Origin of the sequence: Mesorhizobium sp. M1A.F.Ca.IN.022.07.1.1 (assembly GCF_003997575.1) — a bacterium.
Classification (GTDB): Bacteria; Pseudomonadota; Alphaproteobacteria; order Rhizobiales; family Rhizobiaceae; genus Mesorhizobium.
The window spans coordinates 13420-39601 of record NZ_RZST01000009.1; the positions used below are offsets into that span (position 1 = coordinate 13420).

The 26182-nt window shown below is 61.4% G+C and carries 26 protein-coding genes and 1 tRNA gene; 11 read left to right on the top strand and 16 right to left on the bottom strand.

The genetic code is table 11. The features are described 5' to 3' along the window. The first annotated feature begins 457 nt into the window (after nt 1-457). The 4 genes from EOA75_RS02755 to EOA75_RS02770 all read left to right on the top strand — a co-directional run bounded on the left by EOA75_RS02755 (nt 458) and on the right by EOA75_RS02770 (nt 4742). On the top strand, nt 458-2191 hold the full coding sequence (locus EOA75_RS02755; protein ID WP_164747251.1) for a type I secretion system permease/ATPase: 1734 nt from the start codon (nt 458-460) through the stop codon (nt 2189-2191). Further along, a complete protein-coding gene (locus EOA75_RS02760) occupies nt 2184-3515 on the top strand; it encodes an HlyD family type I secretion periplasmic adaptor subunit (protein WP_067327876.1) in 1332 nt (443 codons plus the stop codon). Before EOA75_RS02755 ends, EOA75_RS02760 begins: the two co-directional genes overlap by 8 nt. A gap of 255 nt (nt 3516-3770) precedes the next feature. Beyond that, complete coding sequence (locus EOA75_RS02765; protein WP_067327877.1) at nt 3771-4007, top strand: hypothetical protein; 237 nt, start codon at nt 3771-3773, stop codon at nt 4005-4007. 60 nt (nt 4008-4067) lie between these two features. Continuing rightward, nucleotides 4068-4742, top strand: a complete 675-nt coding sequence (locus tag EOA75_RS02770) for an aspartate/glutamate racemase family protein (RefSeq protein WP_127323570.1) — start codon at nt 4068-4070, stop codon at nt 4740-4742. Nucleotides 4743-4784: 42 nt separating this feature from the next. Here EOA75_RS02770 and EOA75_RS02775 read toward each other — a convergent pair whose 3' ends face one another. From EOA75_RS02775 to EOA75_RS02805, 7 genes are all read right to left on the bottom strand, one after another. Then, nucleotides 4785-5774: a membrane dipeptidase gene (locus EOA75_RS02775; RefSeq protein WP_127323571.1), complete on the bottom strand. Its 990-nt coding sequence runs from the start codon at nt 5772-5774 to the stop codon at nt 4785-4787. A gap of 310 nt (nt 5775-6084) precedes the next feature. Beyond that, a complete protein-coding gene (locus tag EOA75_RS02780) occupies nt 6085-7299 on the bottom strand; it encodes an ABC transporter substrate-binding protein (protein WP_245466549.1) in 1215 nt (404 codons plus the stop codon). 8 nt (nt 7300-7307) lie between these two features. Then, the gene (locus tag EOA75_RS02785; RefSeq protein ID WP_127323573.1) at nt 7308-8309 is read right to left on the bottom strand and encodes a branched-chain amino acid ABC transporter permease; all 1002 of its coding nucleotides are present in this window, start codon (nt 8307-8309) and stop codon (nt 7308-7310) included. Continuing rightward, nucleotides 8306-9187, bottom strand: coding sequence for a branched-chain amino acid ABC transporter permease (locus tag EOA75_RS02790; RefSeq protein WP_127323574.1), 882 nt, complete (start codon nt 9185-9187; stop codon nt 8306-8308). The genes EOA75_RS02785 and EOA75_RS02790 overlap by 4 nt, the downstream gene beginning before the upstream one ends. Next, nucleotides 9184-9471, bottom strand: a complete 288-nt coding sequence (locus EOA75_RS02795; RefSeq protein ID WP_127323575.1) for a hypothetical protein — start codon at nt 9469-9471, stop codon at nt 9184-9186. The genes EOA75_RS02790 and EOA75_RS02795 overlap by 4 nt, the downstream gene beginning before the upstream one ends. Before the next feature lies 1 nt (nt 9472). After that, nucleotides 9473-10183 carry an ABC transporter ATP-binding protein gene (locus tag EOA75_RS02800; protein ID WP_127323576.1) on the bottom strand — a complete coding sequence of 237 codons (711 nt, stop codon included), beginning with the start codon at nt 10181-10183 and terminating at the stop codon, nt 9473-9475. Continuing rightward, a complete protein-coding gene (locus EOA75_RS02805) occupies nt 10180-10974 on the bottom strand; it encodes an ABC transporter ATP-binding protein (protein WP_245466550.1) in 795 nt (264 codons plus the stop codon). Before EOA75_RS02805 ends, EOA75_RS02800 begins: the two co-directional genes overlap by 4 nt. Nucleotides 10975-11328: 354 nt before the next feature. Between EOA75_RS02805 and EOA75_RS02810 the strand changes: the two genes are divergently transcribed. After that, the gene (locus EOA75_RS02810; RefSeq protein ID WP_127323577.1) at nt 11329-12156 is read left to right on the top strand and encodes a hypothetical protein; all 828 of its coding nucleotides are present in this window, start codon (nt 11329-11331) and stop codon (nt 12154-12156) included. A gap of 34 nt (nt 12157-12190) precedes the next feature. Then, nucleotides 12191-12775: a YceI family protein gene (locus EOA75_RS02815; RefSeq protein WP_066997911.1), complete on the top strand. Its 585-nt coding sequence runs from the start codon at nt 12191-12193 to the stop codon at nt 12773-12775. Nucleotides 12776-12958: 183 nt separating this feature from the next. On the opposite strand, the gene EOA75_RS02820 is transcribed toward EOA75_RS02815, so the two are convergent. From EOA75_RS02820 to EOA75_RS02830, 3 genes are all read right to left on the bottom strand, one after another. Continuing rightward, complete coding sequence (locus tag EOA75_RS02820) at nt 12959-13843, bottom strand: methylenetetrahydrofolate reductase (RefSeq protein WP_127323578.1); 885 nt, start codon at nt 13841-13843, stop codon at nt 12959-12961. A gap of 16 nt (nt 13844-13859) precedes the next feature. Continuing rightward, on the bottom strand, nt 13860-14708 hold the full coding sequence (gene purU, locus EOA75_RS02825) for a formyltetrahydrofolate deformylase (RefSeq protein WP_127323579.1): 849 nt from the start codon (nt 14706-14708) through the stop codon (nt 13860-13862). 156 nt (nt 14709-14864) lie between these two features. Further along, nucleotides 14865-16244, bottom strand: coding sequence for an aminomethyltransferase family protein (locus EOA75_RS02830; protein ID WP_127323580.1), 1380 nt, complete (start codon nt 16242-16244; stop codon nt 14865-14867). A gap of 107 nt (nt 16245-16351) precedes the next feature. Here EOA75_RS02830 and EOA75_RS02835 point away from each other — a divergent pair, with 107 nt between their 5' ends. Continuing rightward, nucleotides 16352-17251, top strand: coding sequence for a LysR family transcriptional regulator (locus EOA75_RS02835; RefSeq protein WP_127323581.1), 900 nt, complete (start codon nt 16352-16354; stop codon nt 17249-17251). Between the two features lie 56 nt (nt 17252-17307). Here EOA75_RS02835 and EOA75_RS02840 read toward each other — a convergent pair whose 3' ends face one another. After that, nucleotides 17308-17847 carry a cupin domain-containing protein gene (locus EOA75_RS02840; RefSeq protein ID WP_067327891.1) on the bottom strand — a complete coding sequence of 180 codons (540 nt, stop codon included), beginning with the start codon at nt 17845-17847 and terminating at the stop codon, nt 17308-17310. 28 nt (nt 17848-17875) lie between these two features. Continuing rightward, on the bottom strand, nt 17876-18229 hold the full coding sequence (locus EOA75_RS02845) for a DoxX family membrane protein (RefSeq protein ID WP_066997887.1): 354 nt from the start codon (nt 18227-18229) through the stop codon (nt 17876-17878). Between the two features lie 236 nt (nt 18230-18465). On the opposite strand from EOA75_RS02845, the gene EOA75_RS02850 reads away from it, so the two are divergent. The 3 genes from EOA75_RS02850 to EOA75_RS02860 are packed head-to-tail and all read left to right on the top strand — an operon-like array spanning nt 18466 to nt 21312. Beyond that, nucleotides 18466-19563, top strand: a complete 1098-nt coding sequence (locus EOA75_RS02850; protein WP_164746630.1) for an alcohol dehydrogenase catalytic domain-containing protein — start codon at nt 18466-18468, stop codon at nt 19561-19563. Nucleotides 19564-19582: 19 nt separating this feature from the next. Next, nucleotides 19583-20605 carry an amidohydrolase family protein gene (locus EOA75_RS02855; RefSeq protein ID WP_067327893.1) on the top strand — a complete coding sequence of 341 codons (1023 nt, stop codon included), beginning with the start codon at nt 19583-19585 and terminating at the stop codon, nt 20603-20605. Nucleotides 20606-20640: 35 nt separating this feature from the next. Beyond that, nucleotides 20641-21312, top strand: a complete 672-nt coding sequence (locus EOA75_RS02860; RefSeq protein ID WP_067327894.1) for a 4-carboxy-4-hydroxy-2-oxoadipate aldolase/oxaloacetate decarboxylase — start codon at nt 20641-20643, stop codon at nt 21310-21312. 61 nt (nt 21313-21373) lie between these two features. Here the strand turns inward: EOA75_RS02860 and EOA75_RS02865 are convergent, their stop codons facing one another. The 4 genes from EOA75_RS02865 to EOA75_RS02880 all read right to left on the bottom strand — a co-directional run bounded on the left by EOA75_RS02865 (nt 21374) and on the right by EOA75_RS02880 (nt 24036). After that, nucleotides 21374-22009 (bottom strand): TetR/AcrR family transcriptional regulator, encoded by a 636-nt coding sequence (locus EOA75_RS02865; protein ID WP_066997878.1) that lies wholly within the window; start codon nt 22007-22009, stop codon nt 21374-21376. A 131-nt stretch (nt 22010-22140) separates the two neighbouring features. Beyond that, nucleotides 22141-23088 carry an ABC transporter substrate-binding protein gene (locus EOA75_RS02870; RefSeq protein ID WP_127323582.1) on the bottom strand — a complete coding sequence of 316 codons (948 nt, stop codon included), beginning with the start codon at nt 23086-23088 and terminating at the stop codon, nt 22141-22143. A gap of 357 nt (nt 23089-23445) precedes the next feature. After that, nucleotides 23446-23520 (bottom strand) — tRNA-Gln (locus tag EOA75_RS02875). Nucleotides 23521-23691: 171 nt separating this feature from the next. After that, nucleotides 23692-24036, bottom strand: a complete 345-nt coding sequence (locus tag EOA75_RS02880; RefSeq protein WP_127216923.1) for a VOC family protein — start codon at nt 24034-24036, stop codon at nt 23692-23694. Nucleotides 24037-24254: 218 nt separating this feature from the next. Here EOA75_RS02880 and ppdK point away from each other — a divergent pair. Continuing rightward, a partial coding sequence (gene ppdK / locus EOA75_RS02885) for a pyruvate, phosphate dikinase (protein ID WP_127323583.1) occupies nt 24255-26182 on the top strand: 1928 nt, incomplete at its 3' end.

The window sequence follows — 26182 nt, forward strand, 5'->3', positions numbered from 1 at the left end:
CCGCGGATGTGCATGCGCCGGCCTTTCCGGTCGGCGCTGCCATCACCAATTCCAAACCGATCGGGCCGATGGCGGCGACACCATTATCGGCGGCCAGCTTGCTGCGGCGGCGCCGCTATTATTGGAAAGCATGTAGCAACTTGAGTTTCACGCCGCCTCGTTCGCAGACGTCATTTCACTGCCAGCAAGCGATTAGCTGACTAAGGCAATTTCGAGGTTTGGACGGTTCAATTCTCTGATCGAGAATCAGACGCTTAGCGCCATCCTGGATTGGTGTTTCCTGGCGTCCCAGCCAAACTGGATGACCGGTGGATAACTTCCGATGAAAGTGAAGCTAGGCTGTCAAAAGGTCGCAACCGATAGCGCGGCTGCTTGGCATGATATATAAACATTGTCTAAAATGATCGCTTAACCAAAAGAGACGATTTCGGGGATGCCCAGTTACACGAATAGAAGGGTGCTGTCGAAGAGCGTGGTCGAAATGGGCCTGTTCTCCGCGGTGATGAACACCCTGGTGCTAGTTCTGCCTCTCTACATGCTGCAGGTCTATGATCGGGTTTTGCCCGCCGCCAATTTGGACACGCTCACCTACCTAACATTGCTTGCGCTTTCGACGCTCTTGCTCTTCGGCGTGCTCGAAGTCGTGCGGGGTGTATACGCAAGCCGGCTCGCGGCGCGACTGGATGTCTCTTTGGGCACATCGTCTTTTCTCGCTGCAATGAGTGGCCCTCGCGCTGGCCTCGGCGATGTTCAAGCCTTGCGCGACTTGGCCACCGTGCGAGGCTTCATCGCTTCGAGAACGATTTTCTTTCTCTTCGACCTTCCTTTCGGGCCGATCTTCGTAGGCCTGCTCTATTTCATCCATCCGCTGCTCTTCCTCGTGACGGTCGTCGGGGCGGTTCTCATGGTCGCCATCGCCATGCTGAACCAGGTCGCGAGCTCGCGACCTGGCAAGGAGGCGGCGGAGAGTCTCAACGCCTCGATGAATTCGGCGCAGGCTTTCGCCCGAAACTTCGAAACCGTTCGCGCACTTGGCATGGTGTCCAACGCGATAGAATTCTGGGGCACCCGTTTTTCCGGCTCTCTACACGCCTCGGATGGGCTCGCTCGCATCAATTCGTTTTATGGCGGTGTATCGCGCACCACTCGTTCGACACTGCAGATCGCGATATTGGGGGCCGGCGCTTATCTGGTTCTCCACAACGAGATGACCGCCGGTATGATATTTGCGTCCTCGATGATTTCGGCGCGCGCTCTGCAACCTCTTGATCAGATCATTGGGAGTTGGCGGCAGATCATCGACGCCAATCTTGCCTGGAAGAGGCTTTCGGCTCTCCGGTCCGGGCTCGACAACCAGGAGAACGTAGCATTGCCGGCTCCTGAAGGAGCGCTAAGCGTGGAGCAAATAGTCTATCATCTTCCGGGCGCGGCCGATGGCTCGCTGCCGCTGATCAAGCGCTTGACCTTTGAGGTCGCCGCCGGCGAGACAGTCGCGATCGTAGGGCCGAGCCAGGCTGGAAAATCGACTCTGGCGCGCCTCATCGTCGGTGCGATCGCGCCCCGCTCTGGGGCGATCCGGATCGACGGCGGCGATATTCGGAACTGGGACCCGGAACAACTCGGCCGCCATATTGGTTACCTGCCGCAAGATGTGGAACTCTTCCCGGGAACCATCGCGCAAAATATCGCGCGGTTCGACCCGAATGCGCCCAGCGAGAAGTTGGTTCAAGCAGCCCAGCGGGCCCAAGTGCATGAGCTCATCCTGGGTCAGAGGGATGGCTACTCGACGCTGATCGGCCCGACCGGCGTTCGCCTTTCGGGTGGCGAGCGGCAACGCATCGGGCTTGCTCGGGCCTTCTACGGCGATCCCAAGGTGCTGGTTCTCGACGAGCCCAATGCAAATCTCGATTCCAACGGCGAAGCCGCGCTCGAGCGCGCGATTAGCGGAGCGCGTTCACGAAAAACGACCGTGCTTGTCATAACCCATCGGCCCTCTCTCGCTTCCAAATGCGATCGCGTATTGATGCTACGCAATGGCCAGGTCGAGATCTACGGTTTGACCAAGGGCGTGCTCGATAGACTTGTCGAGCGACGCGCCCAAGCGGGGTGGCCCGCAGCCTCTCAGTCGCGCGAAGGAGTGGTGCCTTTCCCCTCATCTGCTCGAGGCGAGATAAAGGTCGCTAATGACTAGCCAAGCCATCGGCGCCAGGACGTATAGCTGGCAGCGCAACGTCGACACACGCACAGATCGCATCACGCTCGCGGGGTATGCAAGCGTGTCCGTTTTCTTGCTTGGCTTCGTATTCTGGGGCGCAATGGCGCCGATTGCCGGAGCAACGATCGCGCCAGGAGTGATTGCAGCAGCTGGACAGAATGTCATGATCCAGCATCTCGAAGGTGGCGTGGTCAGCAGCGTCAAAGCTCGAGAGGGTGACAGAGTCTTACGAGGGCAGGCGCTGATCGTGCTCGATCCAACGGTGGCGCAGTCGCAGCTCAACCGAGTCCTCAAACAGTGGGTCGCACAAAAGGCTGAGATCGCGCGGCTCGAGGCAGAACGGGATGGCCTGGAGAAAATCGTCCTGCCCCGCGATTTAGGCGCCTACTCAGACGCGTCCGAATTCAGTGACGTCTTTGCAGAGCAAACCAAGGAGTTCCGGGCTCGGCTAGCGCGCTATGGCGCAGATCAGGAGATCCTTAGGGAACGGGTGGCAGCCCTTCAGGAAGCTGTTGCCGGCTTGAAGGCGCAAAAGGATGCTGCGGCAAACCAGCTCGCGATCGTCAATGCCGAGACGGAACGCAAAAAGCACTTGCTCGACAAGGGACTGACAAATCGTTCCGAATACACCGATCTTCTGCGCAGCACCGCCGAGTTGGTAGGTCAGGAGGGATCGCTGGAGGCGCAAATCGCCAGCGCGGCCACCCAGATCGTGGAAGCGCGCCAGCAGATTGAAAGACTAACAACCACCCGGGTCGAGGATGCCGTCACGGAATTGAACAAGGCCCGGGTAGAGGTGGCCGACCTTGAGGAACAAATCAACGCCGCTCGATCGGTCCTGGTGCGAACGACCATTCGTGCCCCGGCGGACGGCATCATCGTCCGCTCTCTCTACAATTCCGAAGGCAGCGTCATTCGTGCTGGCGAGCCTGCGATGGAGCTTCTGCCGACGAAGGAACTTATCGTCGAGGCAAAGATCAAGCCTGAAGACATCGATTCTATCCGAGTCGGCCAAGGCGCGAACATGATGTTCACGGCCCTGAACGCACGGACAACACCAAAAGTGCCGGGAAAGGTCTTCTACATTTCGGCGGACCGGCTGACCACTCCCAGCACTGGACAGCCCTATTACACCGTGCGGCTTAAGATGGCCGACAAGCTGCCACCGCAGGTCAAGCCCGAGCAGATCTACCCAGGCATGCCGGTCGAAACCTTCATTTCAACCGGCGAGCGAACCTTTCTGAGCTATCTGACCAAGCCGCTGGTGGACTCGTTCCAGCGCGCCTTTCGGGAAAGATAGCCCGATCCTGCCTCCTGCGGCCTTCAACCTTACCCGAAGTGGAACTCTTCCGCCGGATTATGCGCAACCGGGTTCGGCCACTCACGGTTCTCGGTTTTCATGGCCAAAACGTCGCACGCTCGTAGCGCTCGAGGCGACGGGCTTTGTGATGGCTGTCTCGCCACGTGATCGAGGGCAAGGGCGATCACTTATTGGGTCTGCGGTCGCCTTCCTCCCTCCTTGCCATGGTGAGCTGGCCTCGAAAGGATAAGCGGGATGATCCCGCCCATCGCGAGAGTGTCGATCTCGAAGTACCGCGGTCCCTTGCACCCGGACGGCATCGAGATGCATCTCGACGACAGCATCTATCTCGGCGACAAGCGGGAGTACCGTCTGCGCCGTGGCGACTTCGTCGCCAAGGCGCATGGCGCGCGGCAACTTGCCTCGGGCAATGTATGGGCGCGGATCCCTGCCGAGAGCGTATGGGTCTTCGCGGCGGCAGCCCCGAAATAGTCATCGGTACCAACGCCGCTTGCTCTCGGGGCGGCCTCGTTTATCATTCGGTCTCGCACAATGACGTCACAGCCTCGCATTGCCCTGATCCATGCCACGCCCATCTCGACGGAGCCGATCAGATGGGCGTTCGAAGCGGGATGGCCTGGCGCCGAAACCGTCAATATCCTCGAGGACAGCCTGGCAGTGGACCGCGCCAAAACCGCTGACCTGACGAGCGACATGGTCCGGCGCGTCGAGGCCTTGGCCAGCTATGCCCGTTCGATCGGAAGCGATGCCGTGCTGTTCACCTGCTCGGCGTTCGGGCAAGCGATTGAACAGGCCGCGGCGAAGCTGGACGTTCCGGTCCTGAAACCGAACGAGGCCATGTTTGAGACGGCGATCCGCCGTGGCGGCCGCACCGCAATGCTCTACACTTTCCCGCCGTCGAGGGAAGGAATGGAGCAGGAGTTCCGGGACGAAACCGCCCGCATGGGCCAAGCTGCCACGATCACAAGCTATTTCGTGCCGGGCGCGATCGAGGCGGTGCGTGCAGGAGACGTGGAAACCCACAACCGGCTGATCGCGGCTGAAGCCGCCAAGCTGAGGGATTTCGATGCGATCGTCTTGGCACAGTTCTCCATGGCGCGCGCGCGGGATGCGGTCAAAGCGGCGACGAACATCCCCGTATCGACCAGTCCGGATGCGGCGGTCGCGAAGCTGCGCGTCCTTCTTGGCGCGGACCAACCCGCCTGACCAAAGAAGGTCCCACGGAGCGCTCGACGGCTGCTTCGGTGGCTATTTCCAGATTTTCCGGGCAAGGCGCATGAAGTTGCCGCCTATGACGTCGCGGACCGCTCCTTCCGGCTGACCGCGACGAAGCAGGATCTCGGTCAGCTCTTTCATTTGGGCTGGTGCCGAATAGGTCGTTTCTCCCGCATATTCGCTCTTCGGCCAGAAATGCGGATTGCTGGCGATGATGTCGTCGATGCCTTCGATCTCGACCGGGAAAGCATGGTCGAGGCCGATGCCAACATGGCGTGGGCCAGCGAGATCGATCAGATATTCGACATGGTCGGCCAGCCGTTCGGAATCGGTGCGCGCCTCGCCAAGGAAACGACTGAGCCCGACAACCCCGACGATGCCGCCGGTGCGGGCGCAGGCCTTGATCTGCTCGTCCGTGATGTTGCGACCGTGGGCGCAGAGCGCTTTCGGATTGGAGTGCGAGAAGATGACCGGCCGGTCCGTGTACTCCATCACGTCCATGGTGGTGCGGTAGCCGGTGTGGCTCACATCCACGAACATGCCGAGGCGGTTCATCTCGTCGATCACCTGCCGACCGAACGCGGTCAGACCCGGGTCTTCGTCATGGCATCCGCCGCCGGCAAGGTTGTTGCGGTTATAGGCGAAAAGCATCTGGCGCACGCCAAGGCCATGGTAGAACTCGACCATCTCAATCCGGCCGTCCAGGGCGTTCATGCCTTCGATGTCAAAGGTGACCGCCAGCTTGCCTTGCGCCTTAGCAGCGAGGATTTCGTCGGCCGACGAGACCAGCACGTAGTGGGCGGGATGCGTCAGGATCCAGTGGCGGAAGCAGCTGAGATTGGTTACCGTCATTTCCCAGGACAGAAGATCGAACCCGACATCGATGGACAGATAGTCGACACCGGCGTCTCGCCAGATCCGCAGGTTGTTCAAGTCCGCGGCAGGATCCGGCATGAAGCCGGAATGGGCGTCCCAGACGACTTCGCTATCGAGAATGGACCGGGCTCTGGTTTGAAGGTTCATTGCCGTTCGTACCGGAATTTGCACCAGCCCCAATCTCTACCATACTGGCTAGAATGGGGAAGTTGCGTCCGGTACGCAGAGCAGGTGCAAACTGCCTGAAGCTGGATCTGCCGTCACGCGCAACGGAATCCGGATTCGCCTTCGCCAGCATCTTCTGCCGAATGACTTCCGGCAAAACGGATCGCAGATAGGACTGCCGACGATATTGTCGGCCACGAATCGCTCAAACAAATCGAAATTCGTCCTCGCGAGAAAGGCGCCCGCAAAACGCGGACGCTCGCAGCCGGCAGCAACCTGTGTCGATCGTCCGTTACTCTTCCGTCTTGCCCTCGAAATCCAGAAGCTTGCCAACAGGCACGTACTTCTGCCCGTCGAACCGATAGAGCTGCAGTGCCTCAATCGGGAAAATATCGGAGCCGGCTTTGGTGTTCAGCTTGATCCCGTCCAGCAACAGTGGATCGTCCCACTTCTGCATGTTGAAGACGGTGTCGAGGAGCTCAGCCCGGGTCGGCTTCTTCATGTGCTCGAGCGCCTTCACAAGAGCATCGCCGGTCGCGTAGCCGACCTGTCCGATCGTGTTGGCGAAGACGAAGTTGAGCTTGGCCGCGGCGATATCGTCCAGATACTGGTCGATACCCGCATCACCGGTTTTTTCCGGGCTAACGATCGGTTTCAGGAAATTCGAGGTGATGATGCCCTTGGCGTTCTCGAGCCCCACCGCCTGCAGGATCGGGTAGGCCGAGGAAAGGTTGGTGACGAGCGTCAGCGGCTTCCAGCCGCTCTCGGCCTGGAAGCGGATTGCTTCACCGCCTTGTTGCGGCGCGGCGATGATCACCAGCGTATCGGCGCCGGAAGCCTTGAGCGCTGTCAGTTGCGTTTCGACGGTCGGATCCTGCGAAGTCACCGGTTGCCGATCGACGACCTTGACGCCTGAGCCGTCGATGGCCTTGTCGAAGGCCTTCATGAAGGTTTCGCCGGTCTCGGTGTTGAGATAGAGGAGCGCGACCTTTGCCTCGGGCTTGTTGTCCTTCAGATAAGTGGCGAACGACGCCGCCTCGGTCGAGAAGGCCGGGAGGAACCCTATTTCCTCGTGCGGCGCGTTCAGCTTGTGGACGCCTGAATACATGAAGACATTGGGCACTTTGCGTTGTTCGATATAACGTCCGATGGCGACATTGTTCGGCGTGGCAGCCGTGCCGACAAGAGCGAAAACTTTGTCCTGCTCCACCATCTCGCGCACATTCGCAAGCGTTCGCTGCGGATCGAGCATGTCGTCCTTGATCACGAGCTCGATCTTGCGGGTCTTGCCGTCGGACATCTTGACGCCGCCGTGGGAATTGGCGGCCTCGACCCGGGCGCGGATGCCTTCTGCGACCGCGCCGACGACGGCGACGGGACCGGTGAGCGGACCGGTGATGCCGATCTTCACGGTGCTGTCGGTGATGCCCGGTGTCTCGTCAGCTTTCGCCGGAGCGACACCGACGGCCAGCGCAAGTATTGCCGCCGTCGCAAGCATTCTTGGCATACATGGTCTCATAACTTCCTCCCTGATTGGCTCATTGATCCGGCTTTGCCGTTGGCGTTCGACCGCGCCTTCAAGGCAGCGGCGAGTCTCTCCAGCAGACCGGCAACCCCTCCGCGCGCCAGAAGCATGATGCCGATCAGTGCCAGCGCGTAGATGACGTTGCCGAGTGCGAGATTGATGTTGGACGTCCATGTCGGGACGAAGGTGATGAACAGCCCGCCGATGAAGGCGCCGACAATGCTTGTCGAGCCGCCTACGATGCTCCCGATCACGATGGTGATGGAAAGTGGGGCGAGAAAGGACTGCGGGCTGATGAAGCCATTGAGGATCGCGAAGACGCCGCCGCCAAGTCCGGCGAGCGCAGAGCTGATGGCGAACGCCCACAGCTTGGTCTTGGTCAGGTTGACGCCGAGAGCCTCCGCGATCTGCGGACTGTCCCGTTGCGCCTGGAGCGCGCGGCCGACGTCGCCGAGGAGAACGAGATAGACGATGAATGCCGCGACGCAGGCGCACCCAAGCGACACCAGATAGAGCCAGAGCTCGGAGTAATCGGCCAGGAACGCAGGCGGCTCCAGGGAATCGATCGGCAAGCCGGAGACTCCGCCCGTCCAACTGCCGAGCTTCAACAGAAGCTGCGGAAAGGCCGCCGCGACACCAAACGTGATGATCGCAAGTTGCAGCCCCTGCAGACGCAGGGCCGGCAGTCCGACGACGAGACCGGCCAGCGCGGTAAAAACAGCTGCCGCAGGCAGGGTCGCCAACGGGTGGACGCCGTAGGTCGCGTTCAAGATGGCGGTGACGTAGGCGCCGATGCCGAACAGCGTCCCCTGGGCGAGGCAGATCTGCCCGGCAAACCCCATAAGCAGGTTGAGGCCAAGAATGGCGACCGCATAGGAGATGGCGATGCTCACCTGCTGCAACTGGAAGCCTGACAAAGTGGCCGGCAGCAATGCGGCGACCAGCACAAAACCAGCGGTTGCCGCGACCGTGCGCTGAATGTCATTGCTCATAGCTTGGTGACCTTCTGTGAGCCGAACAGACCGACCGGCTTGACCAGCAGGACGAAAAGGCTGAGCCCGATCGGGACCGCGATGCGCATGTCCGCGCCGAGAAAGCCGATGTAGTTGGCGCCAAGGCTCTCGCCGACGCCCACCAGAAGGCCTCCGGCTATGGCGCCGAGCGGACTGTCCCAGCCGCCAACGGTTGCCGCGGCAAGACCGTAGAATAGGATCGGGGTCATCATGGTCGGGCTCAAAAACAGCCGTGGCGCGACCAGCACCGCCGCGATCATTCCGATCGCCGCGGCGAAACCCCAGCCGAGCATCAGCATGCGCTCGACGTTGATGCCCACCAGAACGCTGCGAACGCGGTCGAAGGCCGCGGCACGCATGGAGAGCCCAAGCCTTGTGAAGGCGAAGAGGGAGGCGATGGCCGCGGCCAGGACAATGAGGATCAGCAAGGTACCGGCCGACGAAGCCAGCACCCGTACCTCACCGAGGCTGAAGCTGCCTTCAGGAAAAAGGCTGGGGAACGGCTTCTGCTCGGCGCCCCAGAGCCACGTCACCATCGCCTGGAAGAGCACAAACATGCCGAGCGTGACGACCACTGTCGCCTCGACTGGTGCTGCCAGGAGCGGGCGGACGAAGACCCGAAACGCCAAGATTCCCAGCACAAAGGAACCGGCCAGGCCGATTGCAATCGAAAGCCATAAGGGCAGGCCCCACAGGCATAGCTGCCAGGTGCAGTATGCCGAGAAAGTCGCCATTTCGCCTTGACCGAAATTGACGACGTTGGTGGCGCGAAAGATCAACACCAGTGCAAGGGCAAGAGCCGCATAGATGGCGCCGGTGGCAAGACCGCTGAGGACGATTTGCACGAAAAGGGTCAAGCCCAGCCTCCCAACTGCAACGCCGAGGCCGTCGACCTGCGCGCCTTCGATCCGAGAGCCTTGGCCGAGGGGGCCCTGGCGTTTGAGGACGGGGAAATGGCGGTTACCACGATCAGGAATGGCAGTCCGGCGGTATCGTGAATGTCGATGAAGGAGGCTGCATCGAGGCGGTCGGCCGACGCCCGCCTTGTAAGACGCGAGACCAGCACGAGGGCAATCACCAGCACGGCGTAGACAGCGCCTGGGGCAATGCCGCAAACAATGATCTGGTGAAACGTCGCCACGTTACTCCCCAAGGTAAGATTTCTGGATATGCTCATCTGCAAGTATCGCGCCGGCTGAGCCGCCGGCCACGATATGCCCGGCCTCGATGACATAGGCGCGGTCGGCGAACTTGAGCGACAGGTCCGCGTTCTGCTCCACGACCAGGAGCGTCAACCCATCGATGTCGCGGAGTTCCTTGAAGATCGCGAATATTTCGCGCGTGATGACCGGCGCGAGACCCAATGATGGCTCGTCGCATAGCAGCAGTTTTGGCCGCGACATGAGCGCTCGCGCAACCGCGAGCATCTGCTGCTCGCCTCCGCTCAGGTTGCCGGCCAGTTGGGAGCGGCGTTCGCGCAATCGCGGAAAGCGATCGTACCACCGCTCCTTGTTCTGTCGGACCTGGCGGGTATCGGAGACGATTGTGGCGCCCAGCGTCAGATTCTCGTCGACCGTAAATTCCGTGAAAGTGCCTCTGCCCTGGGGAATCTGCGCTAAGCCGCGTTGCAGACGCCGTTCCGGCGCCATCTTTTGCAAGTCGCTTCCCATATAGGCGATCTCGCCGGCCGAGCGGATCGTGCCCGAAAGGGCGCGCAGCAAAGTGGTTTTTCCCGCGCCATTGGCGCCGAGCAGGACGACGAATTCGTTCTGCGCGATTGCGAGCGAGCAGTCAAAAAGCGCCCGTACCTTGCCATAGGAGGCCGAGAGATTGCGGACGTCGAGCAGTCTCACGTGCTCCTCCCGAGATAGGCGCCGATGACGGCTTCATTGGTCCTGATTTCTTCGGGGCGTCCTGACGCCAGATTTCGACCCAGGTGGAACACATGGATCCGGTCGCACAGGCTCATGACCAAACCCATGTGATGCTCGATCAGGAGGATCGAGAGCTTGCGGCTATGCCGGATCGTATTGACGAGGGCGCCGAATTCGGTGACCTCGCCATGGGTCAGTCCGCCGGCCGGCTCATCCAGCAACAGGAGCTTGGGCTCGGCCGCCAGGGCGCGTGCGATCTCCATCCGCTTTTGCAACGGATAGGGCAGGGAGTCGGCGCGCACGCTCGATAATGCGGCCATTCCCAACTCATCCAGAATTGATTCAGCCTTGCGGCGGACCGTCTTCTCCTCGGCCCACGCACCGAAGGGATTGAGAAGGGCACGCGCGACTTTTCCACCCATCTTGTGGTGTGCGCCGAGCATGACGTTCTCCAGGACGCTCAGCGAGCCGTACACGCCGACATTTTGGAACGTCCGGGCGATCCCGAGGCCGATGATGTCGCGCACCGCCGAATTGGAGATTATCCGACCCGACAGCTGTACGGTGCCGCGTTGAAGGCGTGCAAGGCAGGTGATGGCATTCAGGAAGGTGGTCTTTCCCGCGCCATTCGGGCCGATCAAGCCGCAAATCTCGCCACCGCCGACGTCGAGCGAGACATTGTCGAGCGCCTGCACGCCTCCGAAGCTGACCGATACGCCATCCGCCGCGAGCACAGGCAAATAGGCGTTGATATGTTCCTGCACAGCCACGCACTCCTCCCAGGCGTGTCAGCGGAACCGGCGCTTCCGCGTCTGTCCCACTTTAGATACCATATAGTATTTGAAGTCTGAGTCGTATGTCAACCGACTTCGCCGGTGCACCTGCACTAAGGCGAGGCGGGTTCCGGCCAGCTGCCCAGTCGGATTGACAAGGTTAGTGAGATACGCTTTGGTATTTGAAATCTGACCGGTATCCGGAAGGGGCCGGTCATGGAGAACTCAGACCGGGGAGGACGGTGTGACTTCATCCTGCCGCAAGGTGCCGCGAGCGTGTGCCCGCTATCCTGTAGCCAACAACAGTAATGCGACGTGATTGGCGTTGCCCGATCGCCGCAGGAGGCCGTTATGCTGGCGGTCGCCATTTGCGGCCTTTTGTCGTTCGCCTTGAGCGGCCTGATGCGATGGGGGCGCGTCGATCGCCGTTGGTACGATCTCTTGATCCCGCTCGGCTTCTTCCTGTCCTACTGGTTGACCTACAATCGCCTTCCCTCCTTCCCTCCGGTCGGCGCCGTCAACAAGGTGTTCTACCTGGCGGCGGTTGGATCGATCCTGGGCGTGGCGACGGAATGGACAGGCAGCTACAGGCTCGGACAGTTGCTGTTGGCGGCAATGCCGGTCGCCTCAGCAGCTTACATCGGCGATACGATTGCCCTGGCGCAGCCTCTCGATCTTGTTGTCGCCGCTCTGGTCGGAGCGGCAGCGCTATATGCGCTTCATCGGGAAGCTGACTATCCCGATGAGGGATCAGGCCTGCGCCCTGCGATCATGCTCGCGGTTGCCAGCGCAGGCTTTGCTCCCATTGCCTTCATGGGGGCTTCATCATCCAGCCTGCAACTGTCTCTTGGCGTCGCCTTTGGCATCGCCGGCATCGTGGTTGGGCACCTGTCCCGGCCCAATTACCGCTTCGGATGGGCATCCTTGCTCGGCGGAGCGGCGGGCATGATGGCTGTGGCGCAGACCGTCGCGCTGATCACCCGCAAGATCGACCTTCTCGCCCTTGCGGTGCTCCTGCTGCTTTTCCTGGTCTCTTCGGCCTGCCGCGTGATCCTCGATCGTCTCGATCAGAAAACCCATGCACTCGCCACGTTCGTCTTCGCAGGGTTTTGCCTGGTGCCGGCCGTCGCGGCAGTCGCAGTGATGCTGGCACGGAAGGGGTTCAGCCTTCCGCTGTGAATTCGCTTTTCGTGCATCAACAAAGGAGGATGGAATGAACTACAGACTGAAACTAGCTTTGCTAGCTGCACTCGCAACGGCGCCAATCGGGCCGGCAACCGCACAGCCGATCACGTTCGACATCGATCCGGTTCATTCCGGCATCGTGTTCTTCATCAATCATCTCGGCTTCTCCAACGTCATCGGCGTCGCAAAAGAGTTCTCCGGGGAATTCACCTTCGACAAGGACGCGCCTGAGGCCAGCAAGCTGCAGGCCAAGGTCAAGGTGTCCAGCATCTCCACCAACAATGCCCAGCGCGACAGCGACATCCAGGGCGCCGACTGGTTCAATGCCACCGAGTTTCCGGAGATCACCTTCGTCGGCACCAAATTCACCAAGTCCAGCGACAAGCAGGGCACCATCACGGGCGATCTCACCATCGCCGGTGTGACCAAGCCGGTGACGCTCGACGTGACCTTCAACGGCCAGGGCAAGAACCCGTGGGATGGCAGTCTTGAGGCCGGCTTCAGCGCGACTGCCAAGTTGAAGCGCAGCGACTTCGGCATGACGGCCAATCTTCCCCTGATCGGGGACGAGGTCACGCTGCGCATTGAAACGGAGGGGCGCGGCCGCAGCTGACGGCGGCTTCGCGTTGTCCTGAGCGCGCCGGACGTCCTCGCGGATGTCCGGCGGTGCTGACTGCTAGGCTGCGCGTAGCAATCGTGCCGCAACATTCGCCCATGTCGCGGCAACGAGAGACGATGGCGCGCCGACGATCGGCGCGCCATCGTCTGGCTCGGCTCTCGGGAGGCAACTACGCGCTTAAGCGATCGACGAGCGATCGTCGGCTTCGAGGCATTGCCACGAGCCACGCTCGTAGAGCCACTTGGCCGTATTCTTGATGCCGCCAAACGGAAAGACGTGCAGCTGCGCGATTGCCGACTCCGGTTTTGCCCGCAGATGGTGCTCGATCGGGCCGACGAAGCTCTCCGGCGAGTGACTGGTGGCAAGGGCGGCAAGCGAGGCGCTGCGCTTTTTCAAGAAATTCAGCGAATTGCCGACGCCGCACAAGGCGGCGTATTTTAGCAAGGTCGTGATCTTGGCGGGACCGGCCACGCCAAGATGGATCGGCAGGTCCACCCCGGAAACCGCCAGGCCGTCCGCCCAGGCGATGAACTTGTCCGCGTCGAAGCCAAATTGGGTGACGACACGCATCTTTGCCCCGGTCCGCTCGGCCCAGGCGCTCTTCATCCGGAGCGCTGCAATCGCCGCCTCGTCGCCAAAGTCGCGACTGCCTTCCGGATGGCCGGCTACACCGACCTCGGTGATGCCGTACTTGTCAACGAAACCAGTCTCGAGCACCTCGAAAGAGGAGGAAAATGAACCGGCTGGGGTAGCCACGTCGCCGCCGATGATGAGCAAGTCGCGGACACCCGCTTCCTCAGCCAAAGCCTTCACCCGCGTTTCCAGCGCTTGGCGCGTGGTCAGTCGGCGAGCGGCCATATGGGGAACCGCGGTGTAGCCAAGGTCCGCGACGCGACGCGCTGCCTTGACCAGGGTCGGCGTGTCCGCCAGGCCGATATCGGTGATGTAGACCCGGACCCCCGACGGGAAAAGGCCCGGCAGGTCAGGGGAGTCGATCACCTGGCTTGGCGCCATCTCGATCGAGGCGTCGATAGAGGAGGGGCGGATAGCAGCTTTTTCCATGCGCGTGGCTCCGTTGTTAGGCGAAGACGACGGTCTTGCGTCCATTGAGCAAGACCCGATCCTGAAGGTGGAAGGCGACCGCGCGGGCCAGCACGCGGCGTTCGATGTCCCGACCCTTGCGAACGAGGTCCTCGGGCGTGTCGGCATGGGTCACATGTTCGACGTCCTGGGCGATGATCGGACCCTCGTCCAAGTCTTCGGTGACGTAGTGCGCCGTTGCTCCGATCATCTTCACGCCGCGCTCATGCGCCTGGTGATAGGGCTTGGCGCCCTTGAAACCCGGCAGGAAAGAATGGTGGATGTTGATGCAGCGGCCGGAGAGATAAGCTGAGAAGTCGTCGGATAGGATCTGCATATAGCGGGCCAGCACGATAAGCTCGGCGCCGCTATCTTCGATCACGCGCTTGATCTTCGCCTCCTGGGTGGCCTTGGTCTCATGGCTGATCGGGAAGTGGTGGAAGGGAATGGCGTCGTCGGAGGCGAGGTTGAGACCTTCTCGCGGATGGTTGGAGACGATGGCGACAACCTGCATGGGCAACTCGCCCAGTCGTTGGCGGTAAAGCAGGTCTACCAGGCAGTGGTCGAATTTCGAGACAAGCAGCAGAATCTTGCGGGGCAGGTTCTGGGGCCGCAATGTCCATTGCAGGCCGAAGCGGTTGACCTCCTCGGAAAAACGCCCGGCGAGATCATCGAGGGGCGAAGGCAAATCGAACGCTACCCTCATGAAGAACCGATCCGTCTCGGGGTCGTCGAATTGCTGGGCCGCGGTGATGTTGGCGCCATGTGCTGCCAAACGGCTCGCCACGCCGGCGACGATGCCCGGCCGGTTCTTGCATTGGAGCGTAAGCAGATAGGACTTTTCCATACCCGGTCTCCGGGTTGACGGCCGAGCTGAAGGGCAAGGCGGTTTCTCGCGTCGCAAAGCGACACCGGCAGGAGGTCCCGCCAGTCTGTTGTCGTCGGGTGCGGTTGCTGTGAGGGGAGGGCGGCCGTGATGCCGCCCTCGGTTCAGGCGTGCGGCTTAGGCGTTCTTGCGATAGCTGGTGCGTGCGTGCGCGTCGATCGGCGCCGGGTGGACGGTGGCGCGGATCTTGAACTGCACGTGGTCTTCAACCTGCACCTTGGAGGATGGCTTGGGCTCGCCCCAGACCACCACCAGTTCGGTGCCAGGCTCTGCCACTGCCGCATCCACGACCGCGATCGACATCATCGAACGGTAGTTGGCCGAGTATCCGGTATGAAGCGAACGCCCGGCCAAGCTTCCGTTTGGCGCCTCGACCCGGTCGTAGTGATAGGTCGCGTAGTGGGCGATCGGAAGGTTGATGAACTTCGCTCCGACACCTGGCTGGTACATCGAGGCCCACGTCTTGGCGACGTCGTCGCCGTTCCACTGCAGCGTCACCTTGCGGTTGGCCGTGGTCTGGCCGTCGGCGACCTGGGCCTCGAGGGCCTTGCGGCCGATGAAGTCGCGGTCGAATTTGACGATCTTTCCGTAGCCCACGTCGTAGGGCGAGAAATAATAGTCCTCGATGTTTTCGGAAAAGAAGCTTCCGCCTAGAGACACATTGGCATCGATCTCGTCCGCGGCAAGCCACTTGCGGAAGCCCGCCGTGCTCTTGCCCGAGTAGAACGCCGGCAACGGGCGCGGAAGCCATCCGGACTCGAGCGAGTTGGTCAGGTACGCCCGGCCGCCGACCTGAATCATGTTGTGCTTTTTGCCCGCCTCGAGCAGAGCGGCCCGAACGACCTCATGATCGGCCCAGGGCCCGACGAACTCGAAGCCTGGTTCGCCCGCCATGCCGTGGCGAAGCGCGCGGACCATCTTGCCGGCGATCGTGAAGCGGGTGCCGTGGAAGAACTTCACATCCGGCGGCTCGCCGCCGATGAGTTCCCGGATCACGTTGAACGCGCCAGGTCCCTGGATCTCGTAGCGGTAGCACAGCGGATTTCCCTTGCGGGCATAGGACGGATTGTCCCGCACAAGCTCGACGTCGTAACCGCCGGTCTCGGCATGATACTGAAGCCAGTTGATCGTCGGCGGAATGCCCACCGCCTGGAATTCGTCTTCCTCATAGCGGAACAGGATGTTGTCGCCGATGAGCTGGCCCTCGTCGTTGACCGCTACATACTGCTTCGCGGCGTTGACGGGAAAGTATTCAACGCTGTTGATCGCCGTGTCGCGGATGAGCTTCAGCGCATCCTTGCCGCGGATGTTCAGGTCGGCGAGATGGTGCGACTGGTCATAGAGCACGGCGTTGCTGCGCCAAGCGAGCTGTTCGTCGCGCCAGTTGGTGAATTCCGGCGTCACCGGCGTGCTGACGATCGGCGGGCTCTGCGATTCCCAGAGCATGGTTTGGGCGCTTCCAGCGTCAGCGATCTTCTGTTCGAGATTAGCAGCCATTTTCAATCCTCCTGTGCAGCTCCTTTCCGGCTAAGCCCTTGCAGGACATCTAACAACCCAATAGGTTCGATACAGGTGATCGAAATTTTGCATAGAGAGTAGGCGCCATGCTGTCGGAGGAACTTGCCCAGATCGACCTGAATGCTTTGCAGGCATTGGTCGTGGTCAGCGACTGCCGGTCCTTTTCAGAGGCGTCGGAGCGCCTCGGCGTCAATCAGTCGACGATCAGCTATTCGATCAAGCGGCTTCGAAAGGCCTTCAACGACCCGATGTTCGTTCGCCAGGGCAACTCGATCCTGTCGACCGACAAATGCCGTCAGCTCGCCCAGGAAGCGCGCGATGTCCTCGAGCGCATGCAGGCGTTGTCCTCTCTGCAAGGTTTTGATCCCGCTACGTCCACGGGCAGCGTGACGATCTCCTGTAACCATCACGAGCGTATGTTCCTGATGCCGGCCTTCGTGCGCCAGGTCCAGCAGCAGGCGCCCCAGATCGCAGTCAACATTTTTGAATCCGCGGTGCACGGCAGGCAGCAGCTCAAGGAAAACATCTGCGATATCGTGCTTGGCCCGGTGGCGATTTTCGGCGATATCTACTACCGGCGCAAACTCTTCACCGACCGCTACGCTTGCATCATGGATTCCAGCCATCCGCTTGCGGCCGGCGAACTGACGATGGATCGCTACCGGCAGACGCGGCATATCGCCGTGACCCACAATGGCCAGTGGGAGGCGTTGTACTTCGCGGCGCTTCGGGCAATCGACGTCAGGATTACGCCGAGCGTGATCGTGCCGAGCCACGACAATCTTGAAGCATTGATCCGGGGCACGGAGCTGGTCGCGACCATTCCCTATCGCCTGGCCCGCCGGCTTTCGGACAAGTTGACGTTAAAACCTTTCCCTCTCGAGGTGCTGATCCAGATCGACATGTATTGGACCGAGCGTTCTCACTATTCGGGCCTGCATGCGTGGACGCGCCAGATCCTCGCCGACGTGGCGGCAACGATCTGAGCGGTCCGAAGCCCAGCCGAGGCTGGTGTGGTCTCTCTGGGATGGTAACCGCCGCGTCAGACAGTGGCGCCGAGCATGATCACGGAGATCGTCGCCGGCTGGTCGCCTGGATTGCGCCATGCGTGACGAGTGCCCTGCTGGACCACGGTGTCACCGGCATTTAGCTCGACAGTCCTGCCGTCATCGAGTTCCAGGATCAGTCTGCCCTTGACCACCGTCACGTAGTCGACGGTCGGGGTCTGGTGCATGCCAGGGCTGTCCGGCTCCATCCGCTCGGCAATTCCAGGTGATGCCTCGATGAGTTCGGGACCGGCCACCGCGGGGTTCCATTCCGATGACATGTAGACGCTGTCCGGAGGGAAAGTAATGATCCAGAACGATGATCCGCCTGCCGGCATGACCATGGTGCCGGTTGTCTCCATGGGGTCCTTGTTGTCGATGCTCCGCAGCTCTGGCGCCTCCTCGATTTTCCACTGTGGCGACGATACGAAACCTGGCGTGTGGCGCAGGACCATTTCCCCAGGGGAGGGACCGTCACTGACGACCACTGACTTACCGGCGTTGTCCCTGCCAGTGACGATGCGTCGAACCTGCATATCAAACCTCCCAGGTAGATGTTCAAAGTCACAGTGCCGAGATGAGGCAAGCGAGCGCCCAAAAAAGCGGGAATTCCGGTCCCATCTGCTGCCAGCGCCATTTGGCGCCGTTGATCTTCACCACTGCGTAGGCTGCTCCGAGCAGCACGACGATCGCGCAACCGGTTGCTGCTTTCGAATAGACGTTGAAAATCATGCCGAGCGCGGCAAGCACCTCGAGGACGATTGTCAGGACAAGGAATGCCTTGCCGGGCTTCAGACCGGCCTTCTCAAATGTGACCGGCGCCTTATCGAAGTTCCTGACCTTCCCGATCAGATGCGGCAGGAACCAGACTCCACATAGGATCCTCAGGCAGTCCTGAGGCTGCAACTCGAACGGCATTGTACGTCTCCTCCCCAGCAGCGTGACGGCTGCAGTCGTTGTGAGCGGGCCCGGTTTTGGCCGCCAGCCACCCTGCGAAATCGAGCGTAGGCCCGAGGGCAGCAGCGATGGTTGGTACCGGCACCGCAAATCGGGTCTTGCGTCTCCCAATCCAGATACTGTACGGTATCCACAGTCCAATCGGAATGTCAACTCGATCCGGTTGGCGGTATTTGAGGAGGAACATCGTGACAGTGATGATGCGCGCCGCACGGTTGCATGCGGTAAACGAACCAATGCGGATCGAGGAGATCGCCAAGCCTCGAGCGTGCGGAACAGATGTCGTGGTCGAGGTCAAAGCCTGCGGTATGGTCCCGAACCTCGCCAACGTGCTGAACAACTGGGAGAACTGGTATCCTCACCAGCCGCTGCCTCCCAAGCCCGCGACGTTTGGCCTTGACCCCGCCGGCATCGTGCACGAAGTGGGCGAGCAGGTCGTTGCCTTGAAGCCCGGAGACCGTGTCTACGTCAATCCGTTGCGTTCGTGCGGTGCCTGCCACGCCTGCGCCAGCGGCAACCAGATGAAGTGCGACTACTTCACCTTCGCCGGATATTTCGGGTTCAATCGCAACAGCCTGGAAATCTACAAGCGCTATCCCGGCGGCGGCTTCGCTCAATTCATGCGCGCGCCCCAGAGCGCCATCGTCAAGATACCCGACAATATGACGTTTCCGCAGGCTGCCCGCATGGGCTATCTCGGCACGTCCTATTCGGCGCTCAAGAAGCTGGGCAACCTTGCGGGCAAGTCGCTGATCATCAACGGCGCGACCGGGACGCTGGGTGTCGGCGCCACCATGTTCGCGCTCGCCATGGGGATATCCACCATCTACGCGGTCGCGCGCGGCAAGCCATTGCTGGAAAAGCTGAAGCGCCTCGCGCCGAACCGGATCGAGATTTTTTCCAGCCTGGACGGCAAGGTCGCGGACTGGGTGCGCTCCAAGCACCACTCCGGCGCGGATCTCATGCTCGACAGCCTTGGCGCGGTGGCCGACGTCAACGCCATGAGGGACGCGATGATGGGCGTCAAACGCGGCGGCACCATCGTCAACATCGGCGGTACGGGCGCCGACATGCTGTTCAACACCAAATGGTGGATGGACAATTCGATGGTGCTCACCGGTTCGGCCTGGCTCAGCACCGCGGAGGGCATCGAGATAGCGGAGCTGGTCCGGTCTGGCGCGGTCGACCTGTCCGTGCTGGAAGCCCGCACCTATCCGCTGGACCAGATCAATGAGGCGATCAACGGCGTAGCCTCGGGCGACGGTGGCTTCACCAACTATGTGCTGGAGCCCTGAGCTGCGGTTGGAGAATGCCATGATAATCGACTGCCACGGTCACTACACCACCGAGCCCCCGGCGCATCATGCCTATCGCAAGGCCCAGGTGGCGTTTGCCGAGGGCCAGCGCGACGCAGGTCCGGTCTATCCCGCCATAAGCGACGAGACGCTTCGCGCGACCGTCGAAGAAAACCAGCTTCGTCTTCAGCAGGAGCGCGGCTCGGACGTGACAATTTTGTCGCCCCGGGCCTCGGGCATGGGTCATCATGTCGGCAGCGCTGCGCTGAATGCCGAATGGTCCCGTGTCTCCAATGATCTCATTGCGCGCATCGTGGACCTGTTCCCGCTGAACTTTGCCGGTGTCTGCCAGCTGCCGCAGTCGATGAGCGGTGACCTCGCTCCTGTGCTGGCTGAACTCGAGCGCTGTGTGGACGAGCTCGGCTTCGTCGGCTGCAATCTCAACCCCGATCCGTCCGGCGGCTTCTGGTCCGCGCCGCCAATCTATGACCGCTACTGGTATCCGCTCTTCGAGAGGATGGTCGAGCTCCAGGTGCCGGCCATGATCCATGTCTCGGGCGCGTGCTCGGACTGCCTGCACACCACCGGTGCGCACTACATCAATGCCGACACCACGGTGTTCATGCAGCTGATCCAGGGCGACCTGTTTCGCGCTTTCCCAGACCTCAAGCTAATCATTCCCCACGGCGGCGGCGCGGTTCCCTATCACTGGGGCCGCTATCGCGGGCTGGCAATCATGATGGAAAAGCCGGATCTCGCCACGCACCTGATGCGCAACGTCTATTTCGACACCTGCGTCTACCACCAGGCGGGGATCGACACGCTGTTTCGCGTGATCGGTCCGGACCACATCCTCTTCGGCTCGGAACTGCTGGGCGCGGTCAAGGCGGTTGACCCGCTGACCGGCTTCAACTTCGACGACACGCGCCGTTACATCGATGCTTTGGGCCTCGACGAAGCCGACCGCGCGGCGGTGTTCGAGGGCAATGCGCGCAAAGTCTACCCGCGGCTGGACGAGAGGCTCAAGCGACAGGGTCGCTAGCGAGGTCCGGCCGGCACGAATCTCTGGAGATATCAATGGCAAAAGTCGTGACAAACACCGAACGTACGCCGATCGAAGTGTGCGACGCACTGGGCGCGCTGGGGGTGGCAACCGTTCACGAGGCCCAGGGACGCAAGGGGCTGCTGGCCTCGCGGCTGCGTCCCATCTATGACGGCGCCAGGATCGGCGGCAATGCGCTTACCTGCGAGGTGGCGCCGGGCGACAACTGGACCATTCATGTTGCATTGGAGCAGGCGCGGCCGGGCGATGTGCTCGTCGTGACTCCGATCTCTCCATGCGAAGACGGATTTTTCGGCGACCTTCTGGCTGAATCGGCGATGGCGCTCGGCATCCGAGGCCTCGTGATCGATGCCGGCGTGCGCGATGTGGCTGCTTTGCGAGCGATGAAGTTCCCGGTCTGGTCGAAGGCGATCTTCGCTCAGGGAACGGTAAAGGAGACGCCGTGCGATTGCCAGGTTCCGATCATCTGCGCCGGTGCCCGCATCTGCCCTGGCGACGTGATCGTCGCCGATGATGATGGCGTCTGCGTGGTGCCCCGTGCCAATGCCGAGTTGGTTGCGAGAACGGCACGAGAGCGGGAGGCGGCCGAGGAAGACAAACGTCGCCTCTACGCTGCAGGCAAGCTCAGCCTAGACGTCAACTCAATGCGCGAACGGCTGCGCTTGAAGGGACTTGTCTACGAATAGGCACCCGACGTCCACGAAGGAGAATCGGTCGGCCTTCCAACGTGGCGTGGCATAGTTCGCGTCAGGACGCTGCAGTCCGCTTGCGCACGGCCTTTCCGTTCTTATGCCTAAAAAGATGAGCCTCGTGCATCGACGTCAGCGCGACCCGCACCATTTCGCCGGGCGCCCTGTCGTCCATAAAACTCGACATGCCGCCATAGACGAGTTCGAGGACGATACCGCCGACATAGAGTGGCCGGGGTTCCGCATCCCCATACGGAAACAGCTTCTCCGACAACAGCCTGCCCAGCCCTTCCCACTGGTCCCTGAACAGGCGCAGGTGCCGATCCTCCAGCGTGTTGTCGCGGCGCGCGATGCGCAGCAGGTCGATGGCCAGCGTTCCCCAGCGCTTGTCCTTGGCGCGTTGGTTGGCCCATTCGCAAATGGATTCGATGACATCCTTCGGCTCGTCAACGCTGCGAAGCCTTTCGGTCAGTTCGACCACATCTCCGCCGGCGTTGCGCTCCAGCAGTTGCAGGAAGATGTCTTCCTTGTTCGTGAAATTGGAGTAGAAGGCCCCCTTCGAGAAGCCGGCCTCCTCTGCGATCCGCTCGATCGATGCGCCGGAATAGCCGTCTCGGGCCACCATCTCGCTGGCCGAAGCCAAAAGCTTTTCGCGCGTCAAGGCTTGGCTTTGTTCACGGGTCAGTCGCGCCATCTTTGATCATCCAATGAACGTATCGGGATACCTAGCGTATCTGAGCAAGCAACTTAGGGTCGTCGACCTCCAAGGGCAAGCGAAGGTGAGGGGTCAGTTGCGGGATTGCTTTGGTGCACGGCAGGATGGGTTCAGCCGACAGTGGTGCAAGCGGCGTCGAGGTAAGAAGCATCGAAGGCGTGCAGCGCTTGGCTCCGAAGGGCCTCATCGAGCAAATGCGCGCGGATCATCAGGTCGATCGTCGTGCGCAACGCGTTTGCCGGCACGGCCAGCTTGTCCGGCCACATGCCCATGTCACGCATGTATCCTAGAGCACGATTGGCCAGGGTGGAGCTTTCCGGCGTGGTGATGCGTTGGAAGATCGGCAATGTTACGTCCTGCCGCGCCGGTTCATTGGTGATCGCATGGGCCTCAATCAGGGCGTTGATGAAGCGTATGACCACATCTCGATTGGCTTGCAGCCACGATGATCGGCCGATGACCGCGGTGAAGAGGATCTCGGGTATGAACTCATTGACCTCGCCGATCAGCTTGTAGCCTTGGTCCTCGGCCAGGAAGTTCCACGGCGCGGGCTGGGGAGCACAGTCGGCTTGCCCGGCCTGCAGCGCCTCCCACCGTTTAGTATGAATACCCGCAAGCACGAATTCGTAGTCGGCGGGGTAGTGCAGTCCTTGGGAAGCCAGCACAATCTGCGTGTAAATCGCAGTACCCTCGGTGAGCGAGGACGTGCCGATCCTCTTTCCTCGAAGGTCCGCCAGGGTGGCGATTTCTGGCCGCGCCACGACAGACATCGGCAGCCGCACTGCATTGGCCGCAACAATGCGCAGTTCTCCACCGTTCACGAAGTCCGCGACTGCTCCTTCTGGCGGCGTAATCGCAAGGTCGGCCTCACTCTCAAGGACAGCTCCCGTTGCCTTGTCGACGCTGCCGAAGCGCTTGTATTCGATGGCAATGCCGTGCTTGCCGAATAATCCCAACTCGTCTGCAAGGAAGACCGGAAGCCAATTGAACCCCTGCGCTCCGCCCGCGAGGCGAAGCTGGGCAGGCGTGGAAGGATCAGCTGTCGTGTTTTCGGCCATTGGCTCCTCCCGCCGTATTCAGCACTGGGCGTTTAAATACTATAGGTATTGGAATTCCAATCGGTATGTCAATCGGCCACGCTTTTTTCCTCGCAGCCCGGCTGACTGAGCTACCGTGAACAATTGCTCCGCGTGCTCTCGATCGCGAAAAGCGGCCAACAGGGGCTACGGCCCTTGGCACCATACCGCACATGCTATCGTGAATTCGAAGCGGTCCTAAACGGCGCCGCTTCTCTTAAGTCCAGTTCCGGACGCCAGATTCTTGCTGCCGGTCCACGCATCCAAGGCCCTAGCCGAGTGCCCTAGACGAAGACCTGATCGATTGAGCTAAATCATTGAATAAAAGATAAAAATGGTTGGCTGGGGCGCCAGGATTCGAACCTGGGAATGTCGGTACCAAAAACCGATGCCTTACCACTTGGCGACGCCCCAGCAGCCGGGCGGTGCCCGCTGCGCGCGGCCTTATAGGACGAGCCGGTCGAAAGCTCAATGCTTGGACCGCTGACATCCAAAGTAATCTTGCCGCATGTCTGCGCCGGCGGATTGCCGCCGCGTTCGGGCGTAATCTGGAGGGGAGATCGATCCGGCGACCGGAATTGCCGGCTATTCGCCCCACACGGCCAACTCGTTGCCGGCCGGGTCGGTGAAGTGGAACCGCCTGCCGCCTGGGAAGGAAAAGATCGGCCTGATGATGCTGCCTCCGGCATTCTCAACGGCCTCCAGCGTCTCCTCCAGGTTTTCGGAATAGAGCACGGGCAGCGGTCTGGCGGGCGCTTCGCCCGCATCGGCCTGGAAGCCGCCGTCGAGCCCCTCGGCAAAAGCGGAGTAAGTTGGCCCGTAATCGGTGAAAGACCAGGAAAACGCCGCGCTGTAGAAGGATTTGACGCTGTCCAGCGTGCCGCCGGTGGCCGGAAGTTCCAGATAGTCGAGTTTTCCCTCGAGTTTCATCGCGCTACTCCACTTTGTTCTTGTTGTGTTCTATCTCGCGCAACTCACATCGGCAAGTCTTTTTGACGCAGCTTTTGCTTAATCGATTGTAGTCGCGGCGCTTGCTTTGCCGGCGCTTGCCTTTCGCAATGCAGCATCTTATCGCTCGGATCGGAAGGGCGGGGACCGGGGCCTTGGCCCGGGTGTTGTTTATCTTCCAAGGGACCTGGAGGGCATTCATGACCAAGTGGGTTTACACCTTCGGCGACGGTGCCGCTGAAGGCCGAGCCGGTGATCGCAACCTGCTCGGTGGCAAGGGCGCCAACCTTGCCGAGATGTGCAGCCTCGGCCTGCCGGTGCCGCCGGGCTTCACCATGACCACTGAAGTCTGCAATGCCTATTACGCCAACGGCCGCACCTATCCGACATCGCTTGAAGCGGATGTCCTTGCGGCGCTCGACCATATCGGCAGGCTCACCGGCCGCAATTTCGGCGATCCGTCGAAGCTGCTTCTGGTCTCGGTGCGCTCCGGCGCCCGCGCTTCGATGCCAGGCATGATGGATACCGTGCTCAATCTCGGCCTCAACGACGAGACGGTCGAGGCGCTTGCCGCCGATTCCGGCGATGCCCGCTTTGCCTATGACAGTTACCGCCGCTTCATCCAGATGTATTCCGACGTCGTCATGGGCCTCGATCACGAGGTTTTCGAGGAAATTCTCGAGGACCAGAAGGCGAGCCTCGGCCATGAGCTCGACACCGAGCTGACGGCCATCGAATGGCAGGGTGTGATCGCGCTCTACAAGGCCAAGGTCGAGGAGGAGCTCGGCAAGCCGTTCCCGCAGGACCCGCGCGAGCAGCTCTGGGGCGCCATCGGCGCCGTGTTTTCGAGCTGGATGAACAACCGCGCCATCACCTACCGTCGCCTGCACGACATCCCGGAAAGCTGGGGCACGGCGGTCAACGTCCAGGCCATGGTGTTCGGCAATATGGGCGACACCTCCGCCACCGGCGTTGCCTTCACCCGCAATCCCTCGACCGGCGAAAAGCAGCTCTATGGCGAATTCCTGGTCAATGCGCAGGGCGAGGACGTGGTGGCCGGCATCCGCACGCCGCAGAACATAACCGAGGCCGCGCGCATCGCTGCGGGCTCTGACAAGCCCTCGCTGCAGAAACTGATGCCGGAAGCTTTCCAGTCCTTCGTCGATATTTCCGACCGGCTGGAGAAGCATTACCGCGACATGCAGGACCTCGAATTCACCATCGAGCGCGGCAAATTGTGGATGCTGCAGACCCGCTCCGGCAAGCGTACCGCCAAGGCGGCGCTCAGGATTGCCGTCGAGATGGCGAAAGACGGGCTGATCACGAAAGAGGAGGCGGTTGCCCGCATCGATCCGGCCTCGCTCGACCAGCTCCTGCATCCGACCATCGATCCCAAGGCGGCGCGCGACGTCATCGGCGTCGGCCTGCCGGCCTCGCCGGGTGCGGCCACCGGCGAGATCGTCTTCTCCTCCGGTGAGGCCGAGGATGCCAAGGCGCAAGGCCGCAAGGTCATTCTCGTGCGCGTCGAGACCAGCCCGGAGGACATCCACGGCATGCATGCCGCCGAAGGCATCCTCACCACGCGCGGCGGCATGACCAGTCATGCCGCCGTGGTGGCGCGCGGCATGGGCAAGCCCTGCGTCTCGGGCGCCGGCTCGCTGCGAGTCGACTACAAGGCCGGCACGCTGATCTCGATGGGCCAGACCTTCCGCAAGGGTGACATCATCACCATCGACGGCGGCAACGGCCAGGTGCTGAAGGGCGCCGTCGCCATGCTGCAGCCGGAGCTGTCCGGTGACTTCGCCGCCATCATGGAATGGGCCGATGCCGCGCGCCGCATGAAGGTGCGCACCAATGCCGAGACGCCGCTCGACGCGCGCATGGCGCGCTCCTTCGGCGCCGAAGGCATTGGCCTTTGCCGCACCGAGCACATGTTCTTCGAAGGTGACCGCATTATCGCCATGCGCGAGATGATCCTGGCCGACACCGAGAAGGACAGGCGCTCGGCGCTCGACAAGCTTCTGCCGATGCAGCGTTCGGATTTCCTCGAGCTGTTCGAGATCATGGCGGGCTTGCCGGTGACGATCCGCCTGCTGGACCCGCCGTTGCACGAATTCCTGCCCAAGAC

Coding starts and splice junctions, on each gene's coding strand:
- EOA75_RS02760 (WP_067327876.1), top strand. CDS start 2,184: ATGACTAGCCAAGCCATCGGCGCCAGGACGTATAGCTGGCAGCGCAAC.
- EOA75_RS02850 (WP_164746630.1), top strand. CDS start 18,466: ATGATGCGCGCCGCACGGTTGCATGCGGTAAACGAACCAATGCGGATC.
- EOA75_RS02880 (WP_127216923.1), bottom strand. CDS start 24,036: ATGAAACTCGAGGGAAAACTCGACTATCTGGAACTTCCGGCCACCGGC.
- purU (WP_127323579.1), bottom strand. CDS start 14,708: ATGGAAAAGTCCTATCTGCTTACGCTCCAATGCAAGAACCGGCCGGGC.
- EOA75_RS02810 (WP_127323577.1), top strand. CDS start 11,329: ATGCTGGCGGTCGCCATTTGCGGCCTTTTGTCGTTCGCCTTGAGCGGC.
- EOA75_RS02815 (WP_066997911.1), top strand. CDS start 12,191: ATGAACTACAGACTGAAACTAGCTTTGCTAGCTGCACTCGCAACGGCG.
- EOA75_RS02765 (WP_067327877.1), top strand. CDS start 3,771: ATGATCCCGCCCATCGCGAGAGTGTCGATCTCGAAGTACCGCGGTCCC.
- EOA75_RS02835 (WP_127323581.1), top strand. CDS start 16,352: ATGCTGTCGGAGGAACTTGCCCAGATCGACCTGAATGCTTTGCAGGCA.
- EOA75_RS02785 (WP_127323573.1), bottom strand. CDS start 8,309: ATGAGCAATGACATTCAGCGCACGGTCGCGGCAACCGCTGGTTTTGTG.
- EOA75_RS02820 (WP_127323578.1), bottom strand. CDS start 13,843: ATGGAAAAAGCTGCTATCCGCCCCTCCTCTATCGACGCCTCGATCGAG.
- EOA75_RS02865 (WP_066997878.1), bottom strand. CDS start 22,009: ATGGCGCGACTGACCCGTGAACAAAGCCAAGCCTTGACGCGCGAAAAG.
- EOA75_RS02870 (WP_127323582.1), bottom strand. CDS start 23,088: ATGGCCGAAAACACGACAGCTGATCCTTCCACGCCTGCCCAGCTTCGC.
- EOA75_RS02855 (WP_067327893.1), top strand. CDS start 19,583: ATGATAATCGACTGCCACGGTCACTACACCACCGAGCCCCCGGCGCAT.
- EOA75_RS02770 (WP_127323570.1), top strand. CDS start 4,068: ATGACGTCACAGCCTCGCATTGCCCTGATCCATGCCACGCCCATCTCG.
- EOA75_RS02840 (WP_067327891.1), bottom strand. CDS start 17,847: ATGCAGGTTCGACGCATCGTCACTGGCAGGGACAACGCCGGTAAGTCA.
- EOA75_RS02845 (WP_066997887.1), bottom strand. CDS start 18,229: ATGCCGTTCGAGTTGCAGCCTCAGGACTGCCTGAGGATCCTATGTGGA.
- EOA75_RS02780 (WP_245466549.1), bottom strand. CDS start 7,299: ATGCCAAGAATGCTTGCGACGGCGGCAATACTTGCGCTGGCCGTCGGT.
- EOA75_RS02860 (WP_067327894.1), top strand. CDS start 20,641: ATGGCAAAAGTCGTGACAAACACCGAACGTACGCCGATCGAAGTGTGC.
- EOA75_RS02775 (WP_127323571.1), bottom strand. CDS start 5,774: ATGAACCTTCAAACCAGAGCCCGGTCCATTCTCGATAGCGAAGTCGTC.
- EOA75_RS02830 (WP_127323580.1), bottom strand. CDS start 16,244: ATGGCTGCTAATCTCGAACAGAAGATCGCTGACGCTGGAAGCGCCCAA.